Origin of the sequence: Hyphomonas jannaschiana VP2 (assembly GCF_000685215.1) — a bacterium.
In the GTDB taxonomy this organism is placed as follows: domain Bacteria; phylum Pseudomonadota; class Alphaproteobacteria; order Caulobacterales; family Hyphomonadaceae; genus Hyphomonas; species Hyphomonas jannaschiana.
On record NZ_ARYJ01000009.1, the window covers coordinates 71,773 to 96,467 of the forward strand.

The window sequence follows — 24,695 nt, forward strand, 5'->3', positions numbered from 1 at the left end:
TATAATCATTCTAAATTTGGAAACAAGGGTGGACCCGCGTGCGCCTGCAGTCATTCCACAAGCCGCTGCATTTTCTGGATTAATCTGGCCCGGCTGCCCTGCTCATATGCGCTTTGCGAGACGGCTTTTTCCCCGCCCGAGCTGCTTCCCGCTACGGCCTGAGGGGAGAATCGGGCCGCCGCTTCGGGCCAAATACCGGGCAGCACTCCTTCCCTCGTGAATATGTCACGCGATGCCCTGCCCCCTCCGGTCAGAGCTGATCGAAATTTGGTCCGATCCGCAGAATGCTCCGATTCGCCCCAGTTTTTTCTTTACCTTCCTCCCCGGTCACCTACGACCAAAGGAAAAATGGAGGGGAATATGGAGGGAGCGACCCGTCGGTCTGCATTGGCGCTCATCGGGGCAACGGCGGGCAGCGCGGCACTATATGCCGCGATGAAGTCCATTCGGCACGTCCAGCCATCATCCTATAAAGGCCCCATCAAGCTCGATGGAGACCCGAAAGGCGCAAAAGTTCTCATTCTCGGCGCCGGTCTTGCGGGTATGGTCGCAGCATTGGAGCTGCGGTCTGCTGGTTATGACGTCCAGGTTCTGGAATATCGCGAGAAGGCTGGCGGCCGGTGCTGGTCGCTGAGAGGCGGCGACACCTATACAGAACTCGGCGGCGCCACTCAGAAAGTTACCTTCGACGGGGACAATTACATCAATCCCGGCCCGTGGCGGATCCCCTACGACCATCATGGCGTACTGGACTATTGCCAGCGCCTCGGCGTCCAGCTGGAACCCTTCATCCAGCAGAACCACAACGCCTATATCCACAATAGCAAAGCTTTCGGCGGCAAGCCGCAACGCTTCAAGCATATCGCCACAGACTATCGCGGCCAGACATCGGAATTGCTGGCAAAGGCCGTCGACCAGAACCGTCTCGACGACGTGCTGACATCGGAAGACCGCGAGGCGCTGATCGAATCGCTGCGGGCAACCGGGGCACTGGACGACACCAACTCATACAAGGCTGGCGACCTGAGCAGCCGCTATCGCGGCTTTGGGAAACCGCCCGGCGCCGGCTTCGATGGCGCCCCCTCGGCTTCGGATCCGATCAGCCTGTCCGACATTCTTCAATCCGGTATGTGGGGCCGGCTGGCGGACGCTGACCTTCTGGATCACCAGATGCCCATGTTCCAGCCGGTTGGCGGCATGGACATGATAGCGCAGGCATTTGCGCGGGAAGTTGGAGATCTGATCCGCTTCAATTCCAAAGTCGTGTCTCTGCAGCAGGACGATGCCGGCGTAAAAGTCGCCTACGAAGACACCCGCACGGGCGACACGCTGACCGCTGAAGCAGACTGGTGTGTGTGCACCGTACCGTTCTCGATCCTAGGTCAAATGGATCACAATCTGTCACCGGAACTGACGGCGGCAGTGAACAACGTCTTCTATCGTGGGTCCGCCAAATGGGGCCTGGAATTCAAACGCCGTTTCTGGGAGCAGGATGAGCATATCTATGGCGGGATCAGCTATACTGACCTTCCCATTGAAATGATCTCCTACCCTTCAACAGGCCTATTCACCAAAGGCCCGGCCGTTCTTCTGGGCGGGTATACATGGGATGACGCACAGGCATTTGAATTCAATGCAATGCAGCCTGAAGACCGGATCAAATGGGCACTGGAATTCGGATCCCACATCCACCCGCAATATCTCGAGGAGTACAAAACCGGCGTCAGCGTCGTCTGGCATAAAGTGCCGTGGGTGCTGGGCTGTTTCGGCATCTGGCGGGACAAGGAAACCCATTACGCAAACGCAGTGAAGATCGACAATCGCGTCGTCTGCGCGGGCGAGCATGTCTCATACCTCGGCGCCTGGCTGGAAGGCGCCATCGAGTCGTCGCTCGATGCCATTGGTCGGCTGCATGACAAGGTGATCAACGGATGAGACATCAGACCCGATTCCCCCGCACCGCCCTGACAGCGCTTGCATTCGCAGCCGCCGCCCTCACCATGCACGCCGATGAAGGTATTCCTGAAGTCACAAGCTTCGAACCGACACCTCTGGAGCAGAAGATATTCGATGGGCCGGGTGTCACAGTAACGCGCGGAGAAGACATCTATTCCACGCTCTGCGCAGGTTGCCACATGCCGGAAGGTGAAGGTGCTGTCGGCGGGGGCATGTACCCGGCCCTCGCCGGGAATGAAAAACTTGAATACCCCGATTATGCTGTCTTTATTGTCCTGAACGGGTACAAAGCCATGCCATCCTTTGCTCATACGCTTTCCGATGAGCAGGTGGCCGCCGTTGTGAACTATTTGCAGTCCGGCCTCGGCGGGAATTCATACGAACCGGCCGCAACGGTCGAACAGGCTGAACTGAGCCGGCCACAATAATCTGAACACGGAGTGACATCATGCGTCTGACCGCCCCTCTTCTTTCCGCTACTGCAATTGCACTCGCCGCCTGCGGCGCAGCGGACAGTGAAGTGATCCGCCACAAGATCCCCGGATCGGATTTCCCCATCCTTCAGGCCGTCGAAGTGCCTGCAGACGCAACGCTGGTCTATCTCAGCGGCGCTGGACCTTCCGTTTCCGACGAGACGGCCGAGCCGCGAACCCCGGCAGCCTATGGTGACATTACCACCCAGACGGAATCCACGCTTGCCGCCATCGAGTCCCGTCTGGAAGGCATCGGGCTCACCATGAGCGACGTGATCAAGATGCAGGTCTATATCGTTGCAGCACCTGGTGAAGACTCACTCGATTTCGGCGGCTTTATGGAAGGTTATGTCAAATTTTTCGGCACCGAAGAACAACCTAACCTTCCGACACGCTCGGTGTTCGAGGTTGCGGGCCTCGCAAATCCCGGCTGGCTGATTGAAATCGAAGTCGTGGCTGTCCGGGACTAGTTTCTACGTTCCGGCATTTCACTGCGTCGGAACGCCCTCATCGGACGCGCTTGCCCCTACGCAAGTCATTTCCTTGGCCGGGAAGGCATGTATGATCCCTCAAAACATTATTGGGGAGAGACATGCACTACGCAGAACTTCTGAAGGCGCGCCAGGAACTGACCGGACCGGGCGGTGACTTCGAAATTGTCGAAGCTGAAGTCCTCGGCAACACGCTTCGCGTCTACAAGAATGCTCCACCCAGCGTTCGCGAGGTCTGGCAAGCGACGAAGGAATTCGCGGACCGGACTTACCTCGTCTACGAAGGTGAGCGCCTCACCTATGCCGAAGCCCATGACCGCGTAAACTCAGTCGCGGCCTGGCTATTTGACCAGGGTGTCCAGCCGGGCGATCGGGTTGCCATCGCCATGCGGAACTATCCGGAGTGGCTGCTCATCTACTGGGCCTGTGTTTCGGTCGGTGTCACGGTTGTCGGCATGAATGCGTGGTGGACGACCGAGGAGATGGCCTACGCCCTGAAAGACTCCGAACCCAAAGTGCTGTTTCTCGACGCCGAGCGGCTTGAGCGGGTCAAAGACCGTCCGGACATGACAGGCTCGATGAAGCTTGTCGGCATCAGAATTCCAGACCTGCCCGCGAATGTGACGCCGTGGAGCGAAGTTATCGCTCATGGCGGAGACATGCCAGACGTGACGGTAGACCCGGACTCCGATGCCTGCATCTTCTATACATCTGGCACAACCGGCTTCCCGAAAGGCGCACAGCTCACGCAACGCGGTTGCGTCGCCAATCTCATGAACATGCTGTATGCCGGAGCGTCCACGGCACTGGCCATACAGCGCGCAACGGGCGTCGAGCCGCCGGCAGATCCGCCGCCACCTGTGGGCCTGCTGACCACCCCCCTGTTTCACGTCACCGCAAACAATTGTGGAGCCTATGCCACGACTGCGGTCGGCGGCACGATTATTCTCATGTACCGCTGGGACGCTGGCGAAGCGCTGAAGATTATCGAGCGCGAAAAGGTCACGAGCCTCGGTGGCGTGCCGGTCATGGGGAGGGAACTGATCAATCACCCGGACTTCGCCAAGACCGATACGTCCAGCCTCGTCCAGCTTTCGGGCGGCGGAGCGCAGGTACCGCCCGATCTGGTACACAAAATCGAATCGAGCATTGCAACCGCTCGCCCGGCCACAGGGTATGGCATGACCGAAACATGCGGGATCATCACATCCGTATCTGCCGACTTTTTCGTGGACAAACCGGACAGCGCCGGTCCGGCCATGCCTAACTTCGAAGTCAAATGCGTCGACGAACTGGGCGAAACTGTACCGCCTGGGGAGTTGGGTGAGCTCTGGGTGAAGGGCTCATCTGTCATCAAGGGCTATATCAATCGCCCGGAAGCGACAGCTGAATCCATCACGGATGGCTGGCTGCACACCGGTGATATTGCCCGCATTGACAAGGACGGCTTCATCTTCATCGTCGACCGCAAGAAAGACATGGTCCTGCGCGGCGGTGAGAACGTTTATTGCGCTGAAGTGGAATCCGTTGCCTACAGCCATCCGGCGGTCGCTGAATGCAGCGTGTTCGGCGTGCCAGACGACCGGCTGGGGGAAGAGGTCGGCATCGCGATCGTCCTGAAGCCTGGCGAAAAGCTGACGGCTGATGAATTCCGCGCTCATTGCGCTGGCATCATGGCGAAGCACAAAGTGCCGCGGTATGTCTGGTTTATCGCCGACGCCCTGCCCCGGAACGCCAGCGGCAAGTTCGTCAAAAGAGACCTTCGGGACCGCCTCAGCGCCGAACTGCAAAGCGCGGGTCAGTCATAAGGCCATTACGTCAGATCAGCTTGCGGCGAAGCTTCGCCGCAAGCGCATCCAGCGCAAGTACCGACAGGAAGATGATCAGCAGGATCGTCGCGACATGGTCATACTGGAACATGTCGTAGCGGCCTTTGAGTTCCTGTCCGATTCCGCCTGCCCCGACGAGGCCTATGACGGTACCCATGCGTATGTTGCGGTCCAGTATGTAAAAGGTCAGCGCCGTGTAGCTCGGCAGGACCTGGGGCAGAACCGCCAGACGCAGGACCGCAAGATCACCCGCTCCCGTTGCACGGATGGCATCCTGAGGAGCCTTGTCCGCCGCTTCAATGTCCTCCGCGAAAAATTTGGCGAGAAATCCCACGCTATGTAGCGCGAGCGCCAGAATGCCCGCGATTGGACCAAAACCAAATGCCAGAACCAGGAACAGCGCACTGATCAATTCAGGCACCGCACGCAGGAATGAAACAAAGCTGCGGGAAAGCCCATAAAGAGCAGGGTGCGGCGTAAAATTCCTCGCCGCGACCCAAGCCAGCGGCAAGCTGATCAGCACCGCAAACAAACTGGCCCATACGGCCATCTCCACTGTCTCCAGCATCTTGCCGAGTGTGAATGTCAGATACCCTACAGGCTCGACAAGATACGTCTTTTCCACAAGCCGCGTTGTCATCTGCATGGTTTCAGCATCAAGCGCGGATTCCTCAATGGTGTCCGTTTCCAGGTGCGAAAACAGGGGCAGATCATCCGGATCGAAATGATCGATAAGCGAAACAGGTGTTCGCTCGGCAATAGCCAGGGGGTACATTTGCTGGGCGACACTTCCGATCCCACGTCCCACCTGAGAGCTTTCCTTCAGGCCAACACTTGCCTGCAGAAATTCCCCCAGCTGACTGGAAAGCCGGTGCAGTTCCATCCGGTGTGCAGAAACCGACAAGAGGGCAAATGCCGCCACGGCAGCAAGAACGGTTTTCCAGTCAAATGCCGGTTTGACATCCCAATGCTGTGGCCCGGACGGCTGGTTCTGCGTCACATCCGACATCTCATGCCACCATGGAAGGTGAGAACACGTCACGCCCCGTTCCGAATATCCGGGAAAGCGCTTCCTGAGACAGCTGTCCGGGCGGTCCGTCAAAAACGATGCGCCCTTCCCGCAGACCGATAATGCGATCTGCAAAAGTACGGGACAGATTGATCTGGTGCAGCGAGCACAGGACGGCAGCGCCCTGCTCCTTGGCCATCTGGCGGAGCAAATGCATCACGTCCTGAGCTGTCTGAGGGTCGAGGCTCGCGACGGGCTCGTCCGCAAGAATGAGCTTCGGGGCATTGATCAGAGCACGGGCAATGCCAACGCGCTGCTTCTGCCCGCCCGACAAGCCATTCACCAGGCGGTTTACATGACCGGCTTCAAGCCCGACACGCGACAAGAGCGAGCAAGCCTTGCGCTGCATATACTCTGGGTAGGCCTGAAGCATCAAGCGCCAGATGGGCAAATCCGGCGCCGTTCCGGACATCACATTCCGGGCTGCGGTCAGACGTCCGGACAATCCGAAATCCTGGTGCACCATCCCGACCTTCCGCCGAATGCGCCGGAGGTTCTTGGGAGAACTTTCCACGCCACAAATGCGGACGGACCCGGCATCGAGCTTGTTCAGACCGATCACTGAGCGCAGAAGCGTGGTCTTTCCGGACCCTGAAGCACCAAGCAGCACACAGAAACTGCCCGGCTCAATATCAAATGAGACCTTGTCCAAAACCGTTGGACCGTTCGGAAACGCTTTACAGGCGCCCGATACTTGCAACACCGGCTCGGCGCACGCCGCAGGAGATTCGAAGGACTGCATCTAACGGCTCAACGCTCAGGATCCGGACTTCTGGAGAATGGCTGCCTGATAGTCAGTGTCGATAAAGCCGATTGCACCGGCCATAGCCTCAAACAGGGCATCTGTTGCGTCTGTATTATAGCGGTCCACCTGCTTCCCTCCGTAGCCACGAATAGACTCAGGCCGGATTCCGGGAGTCTCGTGTACATCGCCGAAAGACTTCCGGAGGGATGCTTTCACTTGAGGTGACAAGCCCGGATGCATGGCAATCGGCGGGTTGGGAATCGGGTCCGACTTCATCAACAGCCGAAAGTCGGACGCCTTCAACCCACCCTGATTGACCGCTCTCTCAAAGGAGACAAAGGAAGCGCCCGCCGCATCGACGAGACCATTCTGCAGGGCAAGCAGACTGTTGGCGTGGCTACCCGTGATCCGAATGGCCGAGAGGTCTCTCAACGGATCCACCCCTGCCTTGGAGAGCATGGACAAGGGATAGGAAAAACTGCTCGCTGAATGCTGAGATCCAAGCGCGATGGATTTCCCCTGCAAGTCAGCGGGATTATCAACGCCTGACGCCGATGAAACGAATATGCCTGCATAATACGTGGAGCTGCCGTCGCGCTCCTCAATGGCGAGCAGGTCGGCGCAGCCACGTTTGTGGGCCTCGACATAGGAGACAGGACCCAGCCAGGCAATCTCCGCCTGACCGGCACACATACCTTCAATCACGGCGGCATAACTCTGTCCCGTCCGGACGTCGAAATGAATGCCGCTGGTGCGGGTAATGGCATTGAATAGCGGAAGAAAATCAGCCCGTGTGCCGTCCTCGGTTCCGCCATCTGCCGGGATCAACAGCACACGGAGCGGGCTTGCGGCCGTTCCGGTGCGCTCGGCCTTCGCCGGAAAACCACCGAAACAAAGGCCCGCAAGTACAACCATGAGCATCACGAAGCGCATGCCGGAACCTCCAATTGAACAGGGCAAACGCACATTGTGCGCCGCACCAATCCTCAGGAAATGCGATACCAGCCGCTTGTGACACTGGTGTAACGAACAGCGAGACTTCTTGACGTTTATTGAAGAAAATTCAATTAGTGGGACACCATATGGCTGGAGCGATAAATGTCTGAGAGCAAACCTAGGCGCAAAAGCACAACCAAAAAGAGAGGCGACGTTCCGATCGTGGATAATGTCATGACGCGCATTCGTGTGCGCCACCCCTCTCTCGGCCCAAGCACACGCTCCATTGCGGACTTCATTCTGGAAAACCCCCGGCAAGTTGTCGGCATGTCGGTCACGGAACTCGCCGAAGCGACGGGTGCCAGCGATGGCAGTGTTATCAACCTCTGCCGCCAGCTGGATCTGTCGGGTTTCCAACAGCTCAAGCTCAGCCTCGCGCAGGAAGTTGTCCAGCCCGTTCAGTTCATTCATGAAGATTTGCGCCCTTCGGATACGACCCCGACTGTGTGCCGCAAGACATTCCACGCAGGCATTCAGGCGCTACGCGACACGCTCTCAATCCTTGACGCAGATGCGGTGGATGAGGCCGTTCGCATCATCCGATCGGCAGAGCGCGTCGAAATCTATGGAATCGGGTCTTCAGCGCCGATTGCAGAAGACGCGCAATACCGGATGCTCCGCATCGGGATTGATGCCAAAGTGGTTGTCGACAGTCATATACAGGCTATCAGCGCGTCGCGAACCGGGCCGAAAGTGGCGGTGCTCACCATATCCCACTCCGGCGCGACACATGAAACCCTTGCGTCCACCCGTCTCGCCAAGGAAGCGGGCGCAAAGACAATCATTGTCACCAACTTCTCCAGTTCTCCGCTACAGGCCTATGCTGATGTGAAGCTGTTCACGATGGCGCGCGAAACCAAATTCCGTACCGAGGCCATGACCAGCCGGATCGCCCAGCTCTGTGTTCTCGACGCCTTGATCGCGGCGCTCGCCCTCGCCGATTACGATCGGGCCACCGATACTCTCCGGAAAACATTTGATGTTTTGTCACTGAAACGGTTTTAGACGTCAATTTCCTGGAGCGCCGCCTCCAGCACGCCGGGCTCGCCGGCCCGCACCAACAGGGATTTCATACCAAGCGCTTCAGCACCCGCCAGATCCGTTGCCGGATTATCTCCCATCATCACGACACTTTCCGGCTCCAGGTTCAGCGCACGGCACGCCTTCAGGTAAAGACCCGGCTTTGGTTTGCCGACAATTTCCATTTCCACGGCATCGAGATTGACGCAGGAGCCGAGTGCGGACAGCAGCGCACCGGTCTCCGGCTTGATACGGCCTTCTGCGCCTGGATGAGTCAGGTCCGGATTGGCGACGATCAGGCGCGCGCCCTTCCTGAGCGCGTTTGCCGCCCGCTCCAGACGGCTGTAGCTAAACCGGGTGTCGCGCAAAAGAACGACGACATCCGCCTCATCCCGATTGAGACGAATGCCGGCATTCCGGGCCACCGCCCGCATGCGGGGGTGCGCCAGAACCATGACATCGACCTGACCGGCCTTTGCTGCCCGGTCGATGGCTTCTACCCCTGCTAAAATGACCTGCTCCCGCGGCATGACAATCCCTGCGTCTGACAGAATCTCCAGAAAGTCATCCACCGTGTTGGATGAGTTATTCGACACGATGGCCGTACGTGCCTGATGCGCGCGCAGAAATGCAGCGGCAGCGTCGGTAAGAACATTGTCGATTGCGCAACACCCATCCCAGTCCAGCAGGAAGCCCAGGGCCGATTGCGTCACACATGCAATCTCGGCCGACGAGGCAGGTAAAAAGCCATGCGCCATGCATCTCACTCCAGTCCCAATTCCATAATTTGAATTTTTCTCAATTATAAATTGGCCATGAAGTAAATAGTATTCATATCAATTTTATTCAAAGTTCATAGAAGTGTTGCGATGGCTGTCTAGATCGGCGGCGTGGCAAGAGCGGCTCCCAGCCGCCCGCGCCCGGCTCGCCGATGTCCGGCGGGTGATGGGGTTATATGGAGGCATCAGCCATGAAACAGAAATTGAAAAGCAGCGTGAAATTCTGCTTTAGCGCACTGATGGCGGCAACCGTTGTCCAGTCCGCACTTGCTGAACCGGAGCCGGATGGGGGCGATACGCGCCGGCTCGAAACAATCCGCGTCGAAGGGCAAGCCGTCGATGCTCTGACATCTGACATTGCAGTGGACTTTGCCGAGTTCGGCACACAGGTTCAGCTGATCAGCTCGGAAGAGATTGAAACAGGCGGTTTCACAAACTTCGGCGAGCTCGCATCGGGCCTGATCCGTGGTGCGAATATCGGCTATTCACCGGACGAAGGCGAATTCACCATCCGTATCGACGGCGGCACCGACCGGGACACCCTGCTCCTCGTGGATGGCGTTCCCTATTTCGACCGCTCCTCTCCTCTGGAAGACCTCTGGCCTGCGACAGCCATCGACCCGCGCATGATCGACAGCGTGGAAGTTTACCGGGGCGGCAACAGCCTTTACTTCGGATCGAACGGCGGCCTCGGCGTTGTCAGCGTCCGCACCAAGGAACCGGATGGCACGACCAAGGGCCAGTTCGGCGTGTATGCCGGTGCGTTCAAGACGCGCGAAATCTATGGCAACATGTCCTTCCCGCTCGACAAGGATGGCAAGCACTCCATCCTCGTCTTCGGCCGCTCCTATGAAACAGATGCACATGAGCTGTTCGACAAGGAAGCCTATGGCGACAATGTGCTGGCCCTCGGCGGCCGTCACGAATTCCCTTACAGCTACAACAGCCTGGGCCTGAAATACCTCTGGCAGATCGGACCGGACACTGAGTTCCGCGCCGGCGCGACCTACTCGACCATCGACTTCCGGGATTCCTTCCCGCAAAGTACGGTGTTCCAGCCGAACTTCACGGAATTTCCGATCTACAACGCCGCCTTCAAGCATCGCTTCAATGACAAGCTGAAGATCGACGTTGAAGCCCACTACCAGGATCCACAACTAAAGAATAACGAGATCGACGCCCGCATCTGTCAGATCCCGCGGCTCGGAGACCTGCCCGCAGATATCCAGGCACTTGCAGCCGGTCAGGGCATCACCGGTTTCTCCACTGCGGCCGCATATGAGGCTTTCGCGGCGTCCGTACCGGGGCTCCCGGCCGGCTGTGTCACCAACCCTTACGGCAGTGCCGGCAGCGCTGGCGACGACAACTGGAATGGCGGCAGCAGCTTCTACATCAACCAGGATCCGGATAGCCCATTCTATGGTCAGCCCTACGGCACCGTGGACAACCCGTTCCCGATCGGCGCGCCGATGGGTTACGTCGTTCAGTCCACGGCATCCTTTGGCGATGGTGGTCTGACGAAAGGCTTCGGCACCACCGACCAGCGCGAGTCCGGCTATGTCGATTATGGCTTCAATGCCCGCGCGACGTATACGCTCAACGACTATGTCGAAATCGTCGCCGGTGTTCAGAACACCAGCTACAAGGACAATTCCGACGACTCTTTCGGTGTCCGCGATGTCAAACTGACCAGCACAGGCGTCTACGGCGACCTGCGCCTGTCGCTACCGGTCCTGGATGGCTTCAGCGGCTCCTTCGCGGCCCGTCAGGATTTCAACGACAATTTCGACGATCAGTCCGTCTGGAAAGTCGGTCTGCGTCAGAATTTCGGACACGGCCTCTATGCGCGGGGATCGGGCGGCACCTCATACAGCCTTCCGAAGATCGATGAAATCGGTGCTTTCGGTGCCGGCGCGAACATCAACCCGGGCCTGCAGCCGCAGGAAGTCGATGCGTTCAATGTGGGCGCCGGTATCGATGGGGACATTTTCGGCGGCACGTACAACGTCGAGCTTGGCTACTTCGAGACAGACATCAAGAACCTGTTCTCAAGCCGCGCGGTGGGCGCCGTCTGCCTTGAATACGCCAACGACCTTGCCAATCCGCTTTTCGACAACCTGACCAATGATACGGCTGCGATTGAGCAGAACCGCCGCAACATCATTGCACCGGATGACTTCTGCCGGACAGCCGCAAGCGGCCTTTCCGATCCCGGCGAGTCGGTCGCCGTGAACGCTCTGGCAAATCAGGACATCAAGGGCTTCACCATCGACGTCGCTTTCGACTTCGACAAGTGGCAGGCGGACTTCAGCTATACTGACATGGAATCTCTGGAGCCAAACCCGGTGTACGGAACCCTCGCCCGGCTCGACGGCACAGCGACGAACCTTGACTTCATCATCCCCGGTCATGCGGGTCACTCGGAGTTCCGTCAGTCCTCAGAACGCCCTGAGTGGACGCTGTCTGGTCTGGTGACCTACACACCGAACGAAAATTGGGTGTTTTCTCTGAACCCGCGCTGGCAGGGACCGGAATGGGCCTATGCAGGCACCAGCCTCGCCCGCCTCGTGGATGAGAATGGGAACCGCGTCGTGGAAGACATGAACTTCGGCGACTATTTTGTGCTCAACGGCTCAGTCCAGTACTTCCTCGGTGAAGAAAAGCGCCACCGCTTCCTGATCCGCGGCGTGAACCTGCTGGGTGAAGATTATTTTGAGCGCGCCTCCGGCGGCTCGACCTATACAAGAGACCGGGCGGTTGTTCGCGGCGAGATCGGCCCGAATGATAGCGCCTATTACAGGCAGTATGGCTGGAACGGTAAACCGCGGTCCTTCTGGATCCAGTACGAATATTCGTTCTAACCACACTCAAGGCCCGGCCAGTCTTTCCCCACTCGGCCGGGCCTCCCTTATTGCACGGTGGCTCCTCCGGCCCCTGGAATACAGACCAAAGACATGTAATCCCTGCCCCGTGGCAGACCTCAGCCCCCGGATTGGCATCTGCCACCCGGGGGCTTTTTTGCGAGTGGTGAATGCAGCGCCTTGCCCGCACAAAATCAATTCGGGTTGAGAGTCGTACGACGCTCCAGGTGTTCCTCGACCTGCTCACGCTGAAGCCAGAGTTCGCGAAACGCCTTCTGCGACAGCAATTCGAGCTGGTCACTGTAATGCGTTGTGCCGGGCTGGCGCGAATTGCCGTAGCTCATCCGGCCGTAAGCCTTGATGGGCGTGGAAAACTCGATCAGAGCCACCCAGGTTTCCCCATGCGCCGGCGTCCGGACGCCGTCCCCATTCGGTTCGGACCAGGTGATTACGTCGAACGATCCGAGATTGCCGTATCCGCTGTGCCCGGGAACATCGACATCTTCCAGGATAAACCGCGAAACATCTCCATAGAGCGGATCGATCATCCCGTATTTTTTCCTCGTCGAAGTGATGGCTTGCCGTAGGAGATCGACCGCACCTTCCGGGTCACGAAGCCCTGACGGAGTATTGATCGGGTCATCGTCGCTCCAGGGAATGGCAAACCCCTCCTGTCCGCTCATGCGGGCACCGGCGAACAGCTTGGCCCATTCTTCAAACAGGACACCGGCACGGTTATCTGAGGAAAATGTCCTGTCCCAGCCTGAGAGGAGTTCGACCGCTTCCTGCATGTCCGGGTTGTCGTCGCCGGATGCTGCAGCGAGCAGGTCCGGCAGGACCCGGTCAGCCATCAGGGCCTGCGCGGACAGCTTCAGGTCAACAAATTCGTCAAACGAGATGTTGTCATGTTCCGTCATCATCTTCAGGGAATTCTGCGCCCGCATGGACAGAGGTGTTCTCGGCGCAAAATAGGACGGATAGTCTTCGGGCTTGTAAGGCACCGGAAGCGTCGCCTCCCAGGGCGGATCGTTTGAGTTCTGGATAAAACCGGACTCAGGATCGGTAACGCGCGGCAGGTCTTCAAAGTCGTGAATTTCGGTCCAGAGATATTCTGACGTATCACCTGGGACCAGGCCTTTCCAGAAATCGATGTCTCCGGACGTTCGCCTTGGTGCCATGCCGTTGAAGATATACTCAATATGGCCGTCGCGGTCGGCATAGGAAATATTGAACGTCGGCACCTGAAGCCGGGAAATGGCTTCATGGAACTCATCATAGCTGTCCGATGTCACCATATCAAAATACTGGTTCAACATGCCCGGCCGGTCGAGACCGGCCACGCGCAGGGCGACGAACTTGCCATCCGGCCGCTCAAAGACAGGCCCATGCACCGTGGAGCGGATTGTGACCGGTACATCCAGATAGGTCCCATCGTCCTGAAGCAGCTTGTAGCTAGTCTCCCGCACATCGAACGGCAGCACTTTGCCATCGAACAGGTAGCCATTGTCCCTCAGCGTCAGCTCATAAGTCGTGGCACCCACCATGCCGTTCACGGTGTTGGAAATCCCCATCTGCTGATTGAAGGCAAAGCGGATGACCGGCAGCCCGACCTGCGTCGCGCCATAGACTTCAAAGTCCGGGCCGACGAGGTGCGCCTCATAGTAGATAAAGAACGGCATGCTCCACGGCAGGTGCGGATTCTGAAGCAGCATGGCGTTGCCGCTGGCTGTTTTGGATGGCGCCACAGCCCAGGTGTTCGAACCCTGCTTTTCGAGCTCCGGCGGATCGCCTTCACCAATTGTGCGATTGGGCGATGCGACGTATACGAAATTCATCAGCCGGTGGGCATGCGCAACAACATCCACGCCCGTAATGGGCAGGACCATTTTCACATCTTCGTCTATCGCTTCCGGATAGGCCTCCGCATAGGCATTCATACCATCCGCGAAGGCATCCAGATTTCTCCGGAACTCAGGGTCCTGGGCATCGTACCAGACCTGCGCCCGCTCCGGCACACCGTTCATGATCAGCCATTTGGTTGTGTCTTCATAGGCGGCGCCCCAGTATTCGGCCCCCTTGCCCCGCGCCTCTCCATAGAGACGGAATATCGTGTTGGCATGACTGTTCGCCTGCGCGTAGCCATAGCCGTAAAAGACGGTTTCCGCGTCAGTGCCGTAAATGTGCGGTACGCCATAAGTGTCCCACAGGATTTCCCCATCGGCGGCCGGTGTCTCGGCAGCAATCATCCTCTGCCCTTCAGCTTCCGGGGCGCCCCCCATCGCCGGCGGGCTCCCCGCGCATGCGAACAGGAACGCACCACTGCCAGCAACCATGATGCCGGTGAGCAAGTGTCTGAGCTTCATAATGTCTGTCCTTTTCCAATCCCTGAGACTTGATCACACGACCCGTCCGATCAAACGCCAGAATGAATTTTTCACCAATTATATGATCCGCGCACAAACCACGTGCCGCCTGTGAACCCGAATGGGGCAAATGTGTTGTACATGTTCGCACCGTTATCTGGCGTCGGCTCACTAATGCGATCCGGGTAGGTATTGAACGCATTGTTTGCCCCGGCATAGATCGTGAAATATTCCGACAAGGCATAGCCGAGTTCAAAATTTGCAATCCATTCCGGCCCCACATCGAAATCCTCTGCGGGGTTCGTCGCGTTTCGGACGGTATATCCTCCGAACCGGGTGGCGCGGACATTCGTTCTGAAGCGCTCAATGTCCCAACCAAGACTCAGGATAATTTTCGAGTCCGGAATTGTATCCGTCAGCGCGGCCCGTTTGCTGCGGTCGAAGATCTCTATGTCTCCAAGCGCCTCAAGCTCTGGCGGATTTTCCATGATGTGACGGATGTCCGTCTCATTCTTGTTGTAGCCGCCGATAAAGCTGAAATCGCCGAAATCGGTGTTCCGCCGATAGGTCACAACGACATCCACACCGCGTGTTCGGGTATCGATGGCATTTGTATAATACTGCCCGCTGATGTCCGGTGAGAGGCCATTCTCTGTCAGCAATCGCTGGATCTGCTCTCCAACACTTGTCACTCCGTCAGCGGAAAGATGAGGGTCCAGAGGAGAGAAAGCCGAGGTCACCGCAATCCGGTCATCCAAATCAATCTGGTAGAGGTCTGTCGTGATCGACAAATCACGCCACGGCGACAGCGTAAATCCGACACTCAGATTCCTGGATGTTTCGGGGTGCAATGGCGTTGCGCCGAGCGCCTTCGCGGCGGGGGAATTCACCGGCAGATTTTTCAGAAGCAACAGCTCCGCATCTCCGTCACCGTCCAGATCGCGAAACTGGCTGGTCGTGGATGAGTAGGTTTGCTGCGCTAAAGTCGGAGCGCGGAATCCGGTATTGTAAGATGCACGTATCGCCGCCCAGTTGGCTATCTCATACCGGCCATTCACCTTGTAGATCAGTTCATCGCCTGCTTCATCATCGAAGCGTTCATAACGAAGGGCGGCACCCAGAAAGACTTTACGGGCCGGGTTCCAGCCAAGTTCGCCATAGGCGCTGAGATTGGTCCGCTGATTTCTGCCCGCATCGTCAGACCGGAAACCGGGTGTGGCTTGTGCACCGGGCGTAAGAAGCTCTCCCGCGAAGGGCTGGCCTTCCGGCCGAACATAGTCACCGGCAATCCAGCTGGCTTCGTCACCTTCGCGAACCTCATATGTCTCCAGCCGGTGCTGGAGACCCAAAGAGACCTGCAAGGTGCCACCACGTCTGAACGCATAGCGCTTCGTCAGATCCAGCGCATTGACCCATTCCGAAGAAATCAGTTCGCCAATATGAAACGACGTTGGACTGTCCGGCCCGAGGCTGGCGTTCAGGCCGTTTATGTTTTCCCAATCGCTATTGTCTGACCCAAAATTTGACGAGATGTCCCAGTTCCAGCCCTGGGCCGTCTCCCCGCGAATTCCGGTCGCAAGTTCGAAATCGTTCTCTTTGATAATCAGGCGGGGCCTGAAACCGTCAGGATACACTTCGGGCAAAGTCACGTCGCGTGTCGGCGCGCGGAAAGACCAATTGAGCACTGACTTCCGAAAACCATACGTTCCGAAAGAATAGACCTCCGCACCGGCCAGATCCCGCACCAGGTTTGCACCTAAAACATGCGACATTTGCGGGAATGAGCCATAGTTCTGGGAAACCATGCGGTTGATGGTTGCCTCCCTCGGGTCACGCGCGCCGTTCTCCAGCAACGGATAGAGATTTATGCGGTCGGATATAGGCACGGCCCGATTGGACTCTTCCCGGTCCATATAATTGTAAAACAGGTTCAGGCTGCCGGTCGGCCCAACCGCCATCCCCCGGCTCATGGACAGATTGACATATTCCCCATCGTTCCGGTCGAAGTTCTGCCCTGTACTGATGGATACATCCCCGCCATCGGGGGCATCTTTCAGAATGAAGTTGATGACACCGGCAATCGCATCGGATCCATATTGCGCCGCAGCGCCATCGCGAAGAACTTCAATCCGTTCGATTGCCGAAGCCGGCAGCATATTGACGTCTACTCCGGCGGCGCCGTTATACAGCGACGACACTGAGTTGATCAGCGCTGTTTTGTGCCGCCTTTTCCCGTTCACCAAAATCAAAGTGTGATCAGGGTTGAGGCCTCTTATGCCACCCGACGCGATAACAGCCGCCGTGCCCCCGCCACTCCGGGCCGGCAGGTTGAACGAGGGCACCAGATAGCGGATCGACTCGAAGATACCGACAGGTCCTCCGGTTTTAAGGTCCTCACCCCCGAACACATCGACCGGCGTGGGACTGCTGACCAGTATTCTGGGAGCTCCCCGAACACCGGTTACAATGACCGCGCTCTGAATACTTTCGTGCTCTTGTATCTCTGCAATTTTTGCATGCCCGGACACTGACGGGTCAGGCTGTTTTGGTGACGTGGCCTGGACTGCCTTCGCTGGCGGCAAGGTTGGCTCTTCAATAAGCTCAGACTGCAAAGTCAAAGCACCGTTTTCCAGACGTTCGGCACTCAGGCCCGTCCCCTTGAGCAGCATCTCAAGGGCGGCATCACCGACCAACCATCCCTCGATAGCATTTGAGGTCTTTCCCTCCAGCATGCCGGCAGGAACGACCAGCACCACCTTCGCTTGCTCAGAGTACTCCATCAACGCACGCGCCAGCGGTTGGGCGTCGATCCGGTAGTATGCCATCCCTGTTTCATCCGGGTCTGCGAATGCCGACAGGAATTGCAGGATGACCAAGGACATCACACCAGCCAGGCCAGCTCTACTGAGCGGTCTTCTGACATTCGACATCCTGAGTTCACCCCTCAATGGTTCGAAAAGGCTTCGAATGACATAGCGACAGGGTCCCAAGGGCCTTGATGCAGGGCCACCCAGAGGAACCTGACGACCGAAGGACATCATCTATCCCGTCGACAGAAGTATGTCCGTGAACCAGAAGGAGCGCACGATTACCCGCACAAACTGCCCTGTATTCAACAGCACCACGCGCGGAAAATACGCGCATTTGTCCATGATTTTGTCAGGTGAAAATCTGGCCGTTCAGTCCGCCGGCCTGAATACAACTTTCGCGGGATCGCTCATGTCTACCGAAAGAGGATATGAAGCCTCCAGCGCGAAAAGGAACTGATCAAGCCTGTCAGCGCCAAACGCCGCCGTCACCCGCATCTGCCCCAGCTGCGGATCCGAAAAATCATAGGCCCGGCGATCGTAACGGCGAATATCACCAATAATATCGCCAAGGCTGACATCTTCATAAGCCAGCCAGCCCTCGCGCCAGCTAGCGACGGAATCCGGTTCGACACCTCCGGTGCGCCGCTGGCCACTGCCAATCGACGCGACCACCTGATCCCCGGCAGTCAGCACGTCCTTCGGAAGCACCTGATGCTGGCTTTCGGCGATTTGCGGGTCCTGCCCCTTCATCACCTGCACGATCCCTTCAGCCACGGTCACCATAACCGTGTCAGATGTCTCGCGGACATCGAACCGGGTTCCCACAACGCGCACCAGGCGGTCTCCGGCCTGCACATAGAAAGGATGTGCCTCGTCTTTGGCGACGTCAAAAAAGGCTTCGCCGTCGAGAAGCTCGGCAGTCCTGAGACCATCCTCGAATTTATAACCGAGACGCGATTTTGCCCCCAGCGTGACAACCGTGCCATCCGGCAAGGTTACATCGCGGACTTCCGCGACAGCAGTTTCGAAAACCTGCTGCTCAGCCACCGTCAGACCGGGATCAGTTGCCGGTCTGCCATGGAGGGAGACGCCAATGGTCGCGGCCAGCGCGAATGCAGCTGCCATGACCCCTCCGGCCAGAGCACGTGGTGAAAAGCGACCAGACGCGCGCCTGGATTCCTGGCTGAGGGGAGTCACGGATGGTCCGGTTTCCTGTTCTCCCAGGACACCGCAAGGCACGCCCAAGTCCATCATGATCTGCTCATAGTCATGATAGGCAATGACGTTGCAGGTATCGGCCGCCAGCCAGGTCTCGAACTCTGCGAGCTTTTCTTCCGTGGCATCTCCGGAATGCAGATACGTCACCCAGGATCGCGCCTGCGCCTCCACATCTTCGGAGAAGCCTTTGTTTTCGTTGGAATCCGGCTTACTCAAACTGAATGTTCCCTCCCAAACCGCTAGCGCTTGAGCGCTTGCGAAAGGCTGGCGAGCGCCTTTTCCATCTGCCTGTAGACGTCGCCATATGACCAACCCGTTTCGTTGGCAATCTGCTGATAAGTATACCCGTGCTGCCGCCGCAAGGTCAGGATAACCTGCTGTTTTTCCGGCAGTTTTCGGAATGCTTCATTGATTGCCTCAAAACGCTCTTTCTCAAGTAGGACGCGCTCAGGGGATATATCATCCAATTGAGGACCAGAATTTTCAGCAAGGACTGCCTTCGCATACGCCATATGCCGCCCTGAACGGCGTTTCTGGTCCAGTATGATATTTCGCGCAGTCACGAGCAGGAACGCTCGCGGGTTCCTCACCTTCTGCGGCTCCTCAAGGGCCGCATAACGGATAAACGCGGCCTGCACCGCATCCTCAGGCTCAGGCGGGCCCGCCCCGAACATTCGCCGCAGGTGCCCGCAGAGATCCTTCCAGTAGACCCGGTAGAGCTGCTCAAAGTTCGGTGAGTCCTTGAGTGCCGCTGGCCCGGCAGCGTGCACCGCGTCCGGAACCGAGGGCATGGACTTCGTATTGGACTTGCTCAAAACCCGGCTCGCACTTCAACACCCCGCCTGCCTAGCCATCCGAACGGGAACAACCAAGACAAGCCTGAGGATGCGATGTGTGGGCATTCCGCTACTCATGCGCATTTGTGAAGCAATATGTCCGGCCAAATGCGAAAATTTCAATCCTTCCAGACGAAGGCTTCGCACTACATCGACAAGCGATCAGGACTAAGGAACGCCTCCTTTTTGATTGTCTGCACGGATCGGTCTCAGACTCACTCTGGTCTGGAGTAAACGATCTCCCCATTCTTCATAACTTCGCTCACAGTCAGCGTGTTCGAAATGTCTGCGAGAGGGTCACCGTCAAGAATGGTTATGTCAGCCAAGTATCCCGGAGCGATCTGGCCCAGTTGGCCGCCAACACCGATCGCTTCTGCGGCCTGACTTGTTGCCAGCTTCAGTACGGTGGCATTCGGAACCCCGGCATCTGAATAGACTGCCAGTTCGTCATGTAACGAAGCGCCATAAGGAACGAATGGCGAATCCGTACCGGCAACGATTTTCCCTCCATTGTCGATAATTTCCACAAGAGCTTCCTGACCAGCCTGTACGAACTCGGGACCCGCGCGTCTGCCCATGGCGAGCGTCGGCGTTACGTACATTCCAGACTGGGAGATCAGGGCAACGACATCCTGGTAGGAATGCCCGGTCAAAGAACTCTTGAGGGAGTATCCCCGGCGGCTTGTCGCGCCGAAGTGTTCCATCTGGTCCACACCATTCGCAACGGCCGGATAAAGCTCATGCCCGGTAACCGGAATACCGGACTCATGTGCCAGTTCGATCACTGTTTTCTGAACGGTGTAATCCTGGCGCACATAGCTCTTGTAGAGGTCCAGTTTGAGTTCGGTGGAGAGGCGCATGGAATCCCTAGCCTCCTCCACCGTTCCAACCGTTTCCGAAACGCCATAGGAGACACGCGCCCCTTCATTGAGCGGCCCGGCCGTGAATACCCGCGGCGCGGCCCGCCTACCGGCATCGGCAGCCTCTCTCCGCTCGACGGCATGATAGGGGTCATCCCCGGTCTCCCGCACCGTGGTGATTCCATATTTGAACCATATATCGCCAAGCGCTTTGCCCTGACTGATCGATTGGTGCGTGTGGCTTTCGATAAGCCCGGGGATCACATATTGATCGGACGCATCGACCAGAGTGCCCACCTGCTCCACCGAGCCAGCAGGCACGATCGAACTGATCACGCCGTCTTCAACAAGAATGTCGACATTCTCAACATACTCACCTGCAGCCACATCCAGCATGTGCCCGGCGCGGATGGTGTAATCTTCATCCGGCATATCGCGATGCCACTTGGGCTTTATGTCGAGAGTACGCGTCTCTCCGGTGCCACGATCATACAGCATGATGTCAGCACCATCGATATAGATCAGCTTGCTACCATCCGCGGACCAGTTCGGGTTTTCACCTACAGACGCCACAAGCGTGGCCTCTCCGAGTTCCCCGTCTCCTGAGAGCGACGCCATATAGAGTGCGCCCTTGTACCGGTAAACGATCATGCCGTCTGAAGACCAGGCCGGACGGTTCCACTGGCGTCGGCCAAGAGACGCGTCCATTCCCTCAGGCGCGACCCAATGCGTCTCGCCTTCACCGGAAACTGGCATCAGGAACAAGGCATTGTAGCCTTCCCGAAACCTGTTGGTCTGGGGAAGCCGGCTGACGACCAGAACTGTTTCCCCATCACTGGACCAGGCCGGCGGGCTTGGCCCGAAGATTGGTTCCGACACGATTGTCTCGCCGCCTGTCGAGACATCGATGATGTTGACGGTTGCGCCCAGAAAAATCGTGACCATCGCATCGGAAAGATAAGCGATACGCGTTCCATCAGGTGACCAGATCGGCGAGTTGGCGGGACGCGCACCGTCGGTCAGCTGCTCGAGAGCGCCTGACTCAACATCCATCAGCCAGATGTCGGACTTGCCGCCGCGGTCGCTGACAAAAGCAATGGCGCTCCCATCAGGAGACCAGTTTGGTGACAGATCGATAAAATCATCGTCTGTGACCTGCTTTGTCTCCCCAGATTCAAGGTCAGCGATCCAGAGGTCTCCAATGGCCGTGAACACAGCTTTTTTGCCATCGGGCGAGAGTGTCGGATCAATCACACCCAGTGCGGGCGTTGCCTCCGTGGACGTCAGGTCATACGTCCTGCGCTTGTAAGGCGTTCGATCCAACTCCACTGAAGCCGTGAACTCGATGTTGGTTGGCGCGTCAGCGTCCGGCGCAATAACTTTCACCTTGCCATCGGCTGTATAGAGGACCGAGCCATCTGTCAGAACCGACGGACGAAAGGGAAATACGTCTCCTCCCTCAACGAGTAGTTTTGCGTCGGAACCATCCGTGAATGCCTGCGCGACACGACCTTCGCGTCCCAGCAACCCTGCAATGTAAAGTGACTGTCCGTCTTCAGCCCAGACCGGTGCACCTAGCGTGTTCGCCGTGTACGCAATCGAGAATGCTTCTTGCGTATCCATATCGCGGACGACGAGCGCATCCATTTGACCATCGATCACAAAAGCGAGCTTCGAACCGTCTGGCGACAGGGCGGGATAAACTGCGTTACCAAAGCCGGAAAAATAAGGCGTTAGCGGCGTTTCATACCCCGTCTCGTCGGAGACTGTCAGTTGCCGCGGCTCAGTCTCACCATCCAGCGCAAGCGACCAGACCTGGTATCCACCTTCGGTGTCAGCAGAGTAGAGGATACTTTTACTATCAGGCGTAAAGGTTGGATAACGGGCGTCCGAGGGGCCGAAAGTCCGCTGGGTCAGTTCCGAGCCATCCGGCTTCATCGTCCAGATTGTGAAGCCATTGCTGGCATAAGTATAAAACGCGATCAGTGACCCATCCGGCGACCATGCGGGTTCGTGGGAATCCATTTCCGCCGGTGTGAGAGCCGTTGCTGCCCCGCCGCCTGCCGGGACGGACCAGAGCACCCCCTGCAAAGCGAGTATGAGGGTGGAACCATCCGGCGACATTGCCGCCGACATATTGGTGCCTTCAGTCATAGTGACATCAATCAACACCTTATCTGGCGTCTTCGTCTCAGCCGGACTTTCGACCTCGACGGACGCCCCCTGACTGCTACAGCCCACTATCAGGACAGCCGTCAGGGCAAACACTGCCCCTGCCGATTTCAAACGCATCTTATAATTCACGTGGATTTCTCCCAGCTAAAATTCAAACGAGTATTCGTAGACCACTTCACGGCCTCTCCCGGACAATTACCAACCCGCAGCCATGGCCATGCGGCGAGGGTCTGCACCCGCCATGCCAGCACCATTTTCGTAAGCTCTGACACCCTGGATGCTTCCGATCGCATACGGACCGACGAAATCTGCCGAATGCCCCAAGGCTCGAAGCGCACGCAGACTTTGTTGCGAAAACCGCGACTCCAATTGAAGTAGGCACCTAGCCCCGGGCAGATAAAAATTGGGGTCGGCCTTGACCGCGAAGCGCGGTGCTTCGATCGCCTCCTGTATGCCCATCCCATAGTCGACCAGGCTCATGAGCACCTGAAACTCGCTTTGGCCGATCGTCTCACCGCCCGGTGTTCCGAAAGCAGCCCAGAGCCGGGAATTACGCATGACGATGACCGGCGAATTGTTCAGGATCGGAATTTGTCCCGGCGCGACGAAATTGACATTGTCCGGATAGGGCGACGTCGATCCCAGCCGCATGCCGTTGTTCAGAAGGAAGCCGGTATTCCCGACAACAACGCCGGCACCAAAACCACCGCCGAGCGTCGTCGTAATAACAATTGTATTTCCTTCCGCATCGACAACAGTCAGGCTGGTCGTATCGCTGAAGCGCGCCTCGTCGTCTTCCGTACGGTGAGTTGAACCAGGTGGAGGCGGCGCAGCCGGATCATATGTCCGGAAGTCTGTCACGGCCGGGAATGGCGATGCCTGCGCAATATCGATCATTGCCGCCCTATCCGCAGCGTAAGCTTTCGATAACATTGCATCGAGCGGAATGTCTGCGTGCTTCGGGTCAGCTGTGTACGCATAAATATCGGCTTTTGCGTGTTTGATCGCTTCCGCCTGCAGGTGCAACAATAGCGCACTTCCGGGCTTAAGTGCAGAGACATCAAATCTCTCAATGATGTTCGCCTGCATACAGACTTCGAGACCACCCCGGGAGGTCGGAGGCGTCGAATAGACATCGTAACCACGATAGGTGGTTCGGACCGGATCCGCCCATTCAGCCTTGTAGGCTGTGAGGTCCGCTTTTCTGAGCCAGCCTCCCTCTTCCCGGAAGAAGCGATCTAACTCGGCCGCGATGGGGCCATTGTAAAAGTAGTCGCGCGCTGCAAGCAGGGCCGTGTCACGGTCTCCGCCACTCGCCAGCACTTTCTGCTCTTCAGCAACCAGCGACTCAAATGTCTTCGCCAGATTCTCATTTGTCATGATCTGGCGTGGTTTCGGCACGTGTCCGCCCGGCAGGAATACAGCTGCGGTCGTAGGATGTTGCGCCAATCGCTCCTGCATATAGGCGATCACACGCGCGATGGACGGATCGATGGGATGACCGTTTCGCGCGAGGTCAATTGCGGGCGCAAATACATCTGCCAACGACAGGCGCCCATGCTTGCGCATGAGCTCGATCCACCCGTCGAAAGCGCCGGGAGTTGTCCCCGCCCTGACGCCCCAATCATACGCTTTCGGATCACTTTCCGGGTCCAGCGCAAATGGGGCTGCCCCTCCGAACATAAGGGCTTTCACTTTCCCGGCTGGCTTTTCATACACGGTCGCAAAGCCATTCCCGCCGATACTGGATGCCCAGGGCTCGACAAGGTTGAGAACGGCCATCGCCGCAACCGCAGCATCACCAGAAGCGCCTCCCTGCACGAACATCCGCAAACCTGCAGACGCGGCGAGCGGATGGCCGGCACTGACAACACCATTCGGTCCTGGCGTTTCAACGCGATGCGTTGAAACATCAAGATCACCGCTTTCCGGCGCATCCGGCGGCCTTATCTTTTCTGACGCGATCGGCGCCGAAGACTGCTCTAGCGTTCCGGCAGGCGTGGTACACGCTGCGGCCAGACCACTCGCCGCTAACGCGCCGCTCGTCAGGAAGCGGCGGCGGTCCAGATTCGCGTTCACGGCCTCCGAAATGTCGTCTGATTTGCTCTTCGTGTCTTTGATGGTTTCAGTCATCGGCCCAGGCGCCCTCCCGTATTGTCATGTTCCGATATATCAGCCGACAGTCACGACTGCGGTGAATATTGGAAACGAGAG

General features: G+C 57.7%; 16 protein-coding genes. 6 read left to right on the forward strand and 10 right to left on the reverse strand.

Annotated features, from left to right (window positions below):
• Positions 1-360: 360 nt before the first annotated feature.
• The 4 genes from HJA_RS13525 to HJA_RS13540 all read left to right on the forward strand — a co-directional run bounded on the left by HJA_RS13525 (position 361) and on the right by HJA_RS13540 (position 4,728).
• Positions 361-1,935, forward strand: coding sequence for a flavin monoamine oxidase family protein (locus tag HJA_RS13525; protein ID WP_035583217.1), 1,575 nt, complete (start codon positions 361-363; stop codon positions 1,933-1,935).
• Positions 1,932-2,384: a c-type cytochrome gene (locus HJA_RS18145; RefSeq protein WP_051597704.1), complete on the forward strand. Its 453-nt coding sequence runs from the start codon at positions 1,932-1,934 to the stop codon at positions 2,382-2,384. Before HJA_RS13525 ends, HJA_RS18145 begins: the two co-directional genes overlap by 4 nt.
• Positions 2,385-2,404: 20 nt before the next feature.
• Positions 2,405-2,899 (forward strand): RidA family protein, encoded by a 495-nt coding sequence (locus HJA_RS13535; RefSeq protein WP_035583219.1) that lies wholly within the window; start codon positions 2,405-2,407, stop codon positions 2,897-2,899.
• A gap of 122 nt (positions 2,900-3,021) precedes the next feature.
• The gene (locus tag HJA_RS13540; RefSeq protein WP_035583220.1) at positions 3,022-4,728 is read left to right on the forward strand and encodes a class I adenylate-forming enzyme family protein; all 1,707 of its coding nucleotides are present in this window, start codon (positions 3,022-3,024) and stop codon (positions 4,726-4,728) included.
• Positions 4,729-4,738: 10 nt separating this feature from the next.
• On the opposite strand, the gene phnE is transcribed toward HJA_RS13540, so the two are convergent.
• Genes phnE through HJA_RS13555 form a run of 3 tightly spaced genes read right to left on the reverse strand, consistent with a single transcriptional unit; the run spans position 4,739 to position 7,757 of the window.
• Entirely contained in the window at positions 4,739-5,758 is a 1,020-nt protein-coding gene (gene phnE, locus HJA_RS13545) for a phosphonate ABC transporter, permease protein PhnE (protein WP_051597705.1), read from the reverse strand.
• A gap of 1 nt (position 5,759) precedes the next feature.
• Positions 5,760-6,560 (reverse strand): phosphonate ABC transporter ATP-binding protein, encoded by an 801-nt coding sequence (locus HJA_RS13550; RefSeq protein ID WP_051597706.1) that lies wholly within the window; start codon positions 6,558-6,560, stop codon positions 5,760-5,762.
• A gap of 15 nt (positions 6,561-6,575) precedes the next feature.
• A complete protein-coding gene (locus tag HJA_RS13555; protein ID WP_241764364.1) occupies positions 6,576-7,757 on the reverse strand; it encodes a phosphate/phosphite/phosphonate ABC transporter substrate-binding protein in 1,182 nt (393 codons plus the stop codon).
• On the opposite strand from HJA_RS13555, the gene HJA_RS13560 reads away from it, so the two are divergent.
• On the forward strand, positions 7,734-8,564 hold the full coding sequence (locus tag HJA_RS13560; protein ID WP_241764365.1) for a MurR/RpiR family transcriptional regulator: 831 nt from the start codon (positions 7,734-7,736) through the stop codon (positions 8,562-8,564). The two genes, HJA_RS13555 and HJA_RS13560, sit on opposite strands and share 24 nt — an antisense overlap.
• On the opposite strand, the gene HJA_RS13565 is transcribed toward HJA_RS13560, so the two are convergent.
• The gene (locus HJA_RS13565; protein WP_051597707.1) at positions 8,561-9,337 is read right to left on the reverse strand and encodes an HAD-IIA family hydrolase; all 777 of its coding nucleotides are present in this window, start codon (positions 9,335-9,337) and stop codon (positions 8,561-8,563) included. The genes HJA_RS13560 and HJA_RS13565 overlap by 4 nt on opposite strands.
• 212 nt (positions 9,338-9,549) lie before the next feature.
• Between HJA_RS13565 and HJA_RS13570 the strand changes: the two genes are divergently transcribed.
• A complete protein-coding gene (locus tag HJA_RS13570; RefSeq protein WP_035583226.1) occupies positions 9,550-12,219 on the forward strand; it encodes a TonB-dependent receptor plug domain-containing protein in 2,670 nt (889 codons plus the stop codon).
• Positions 12,220-12,413: 194 nt separating this feature from the next.
• Here the strand turns inward: HJA_RS13570 and HJA_RS13575 are convergent, their stop codons facing one another.
• The 6 genes from HJA_RS13575 to HJA_RS13600 all read right to left on the reverse strand — a co-directional run bounded on the left by HJA_RS13575 (position 12,414) and on the right by HJA_RS13600 (position 24,614).
• Complete coding sequence (locus HJA_RS13575; RefSeq protein WP_241764366.1) at positions 12,414-14,582, reverse strand: acylase; 2,169 nt, start codon at positions 14,580-14,582, stop codon at positions 12,414-12,416.
• Between the two features lie 71 nt (positions 14,583-14,653).
• Positions 14,654-17,464, reverse strand: coding sequence for a TonB-dependent receptor (locus HJA_RS13580; protein ID WP_051597708.1), 2,811 nt, complete (start codon positions 17,462-17,464; stop codon positions 14,654-14,656).
• A 297-nt stretch (positions 17,465-17,761) separates the two neighbouring features.
• A complete protein-coding gene (locus tag HJA_RS13585) occupies positions 17,762-18,826 on the reverse strand; it encodes a FecR family protein (protein ID WP_035583229.1) in 1,065 nt (354 codons plus the stop codon).
• A gap of 23 nt (positions 18,827-18,849) precedes the next feature.
• The gene (locus HJA_RS13590; RefSeq protein ID WP_155840005.1) at positions 18,850-19,425 is read right to left on the reverse strand and encodes an RNA polymerase sigma factor; all 576 of its coding nucleotides are present in this window, start codon (positions 19,423-19,425) and stop codon (positions 18,850-18,852) included.
• Between the two features lie 236 nt (positions 19,426-19,661).
• On the reverse strand, positions 19,662-22,610 hold the full coding sequence (locus tag HJA_RS13595) for an amidohydrolase family protein (protein WP_155840008.1): 2,949 nt from the start codon (positions 22,608-22,610) through the stop codon (positions 19,662-19,664).
• A 66-nt stretch (positions 22,611-22,676) separates the two neighbouring features.
• The gene (locus tag HJA_RS13600) at positions 22,677-24,614 is read right to left on the reverse strand and encodes a gamma-glutamyltransferase family protein (RefSeq protein ID WP_206741721.1); all 1,938 of its coding nucleotides are present in this window, start codon (positions 24,612-24,614) and stop codon (positions 22,677-22,679) included.
• Positions 24,615-24,695 lie beyond the last annotated feature (81 nt).

Excerpts from the sequence above, each read along its gene's own strand:
- HJA_RS13575 (WP_241764366.1), bottom strand. The coding sequence starts at position 14,582 with ATGAAGCTCAGACACTTGCTCACCGGCATCATGGTTGCTGGCAGTGGT.
- HJA_RS13540 (WP_035583220.1), top strand. The coding sequence starts at position 3,022 with ATGCACTACGCAGAACTTCTGAAGGCGCGCCAGGAACTGACCGGACCG.
- HJA_RS18145 (WP_051597704.1), top strand. The coding sequence starts at position 1,932 with ATGAGACATCAGACCCGATTCCCCCGCACCGCCCTGACAGCGCTTGCA.
- phnE (WP_051597705.1), bottom strand. The coding sequence starts at position 5,758 with ATGTCGGATGTGACGCAGAACCAGCCGTCCGGGCCACAGCATTGGGAT.
- HJA_RS13570 (WP_035583226.1), top strand. The coding sequence starts at position 9,550 with ATGAAACAGAAATTGAAAAGCAGCGTGAAATTCTGCTTTAGCGCACTG.
- HJA_RS13525 (WP_035583217.1), top strand. The coding sequence starts at position 361 with ATGGAGGGAGCGACCCGTCGGTCTGCATTGGCGCTCATCGGGGCAACG.
- HJA_RS13600 (WP_206741721.1), bottom strand. The coding sequence starts at position 24,614 with ATGACTGAAACCATCAAAGACACGAAGAGCAAATCAGACGACATTTCG.
- HJA_RS13580 (WP_051597708.1), bottom strand. The coding sequence starts at position 17,464 with ATGTCCTTGGTCATCCTGCAATTCCTGTCGGCATTCGCAGACCCGGAT.
- HJA_RS13560 (WP_241764365.1), top strand. The coding sequence starts at position 7,734 with ATGACGCGCATTCGTGTGCGCCACCCCTCTCTCGGCCCAAGCACACGC.
- HJA_RS13550 (WP_051597706.1), bottom strand. The coding sequence starts at position 6,560 with ATGCAGTCCTTCGAATCTCCTGCGGCGTGCGCCGAGCCGGTGTTGCAA.
- HJA_RS13535 (WP_035583219.1), top strand. The coding sequence starts at position 2,405 with ATGCGTCTGACCGCCCCTCTTCTTTCCGCTACTGCAATTGCACTCGCC.
- HJA_RS13565 (WP_051597707.1), bottom strand. The coding sequence starts at position 9,337 with ATGGCGCATGGCTTTTTACCTGCCTCGTCGGCCGAGATTGCATGTGTG.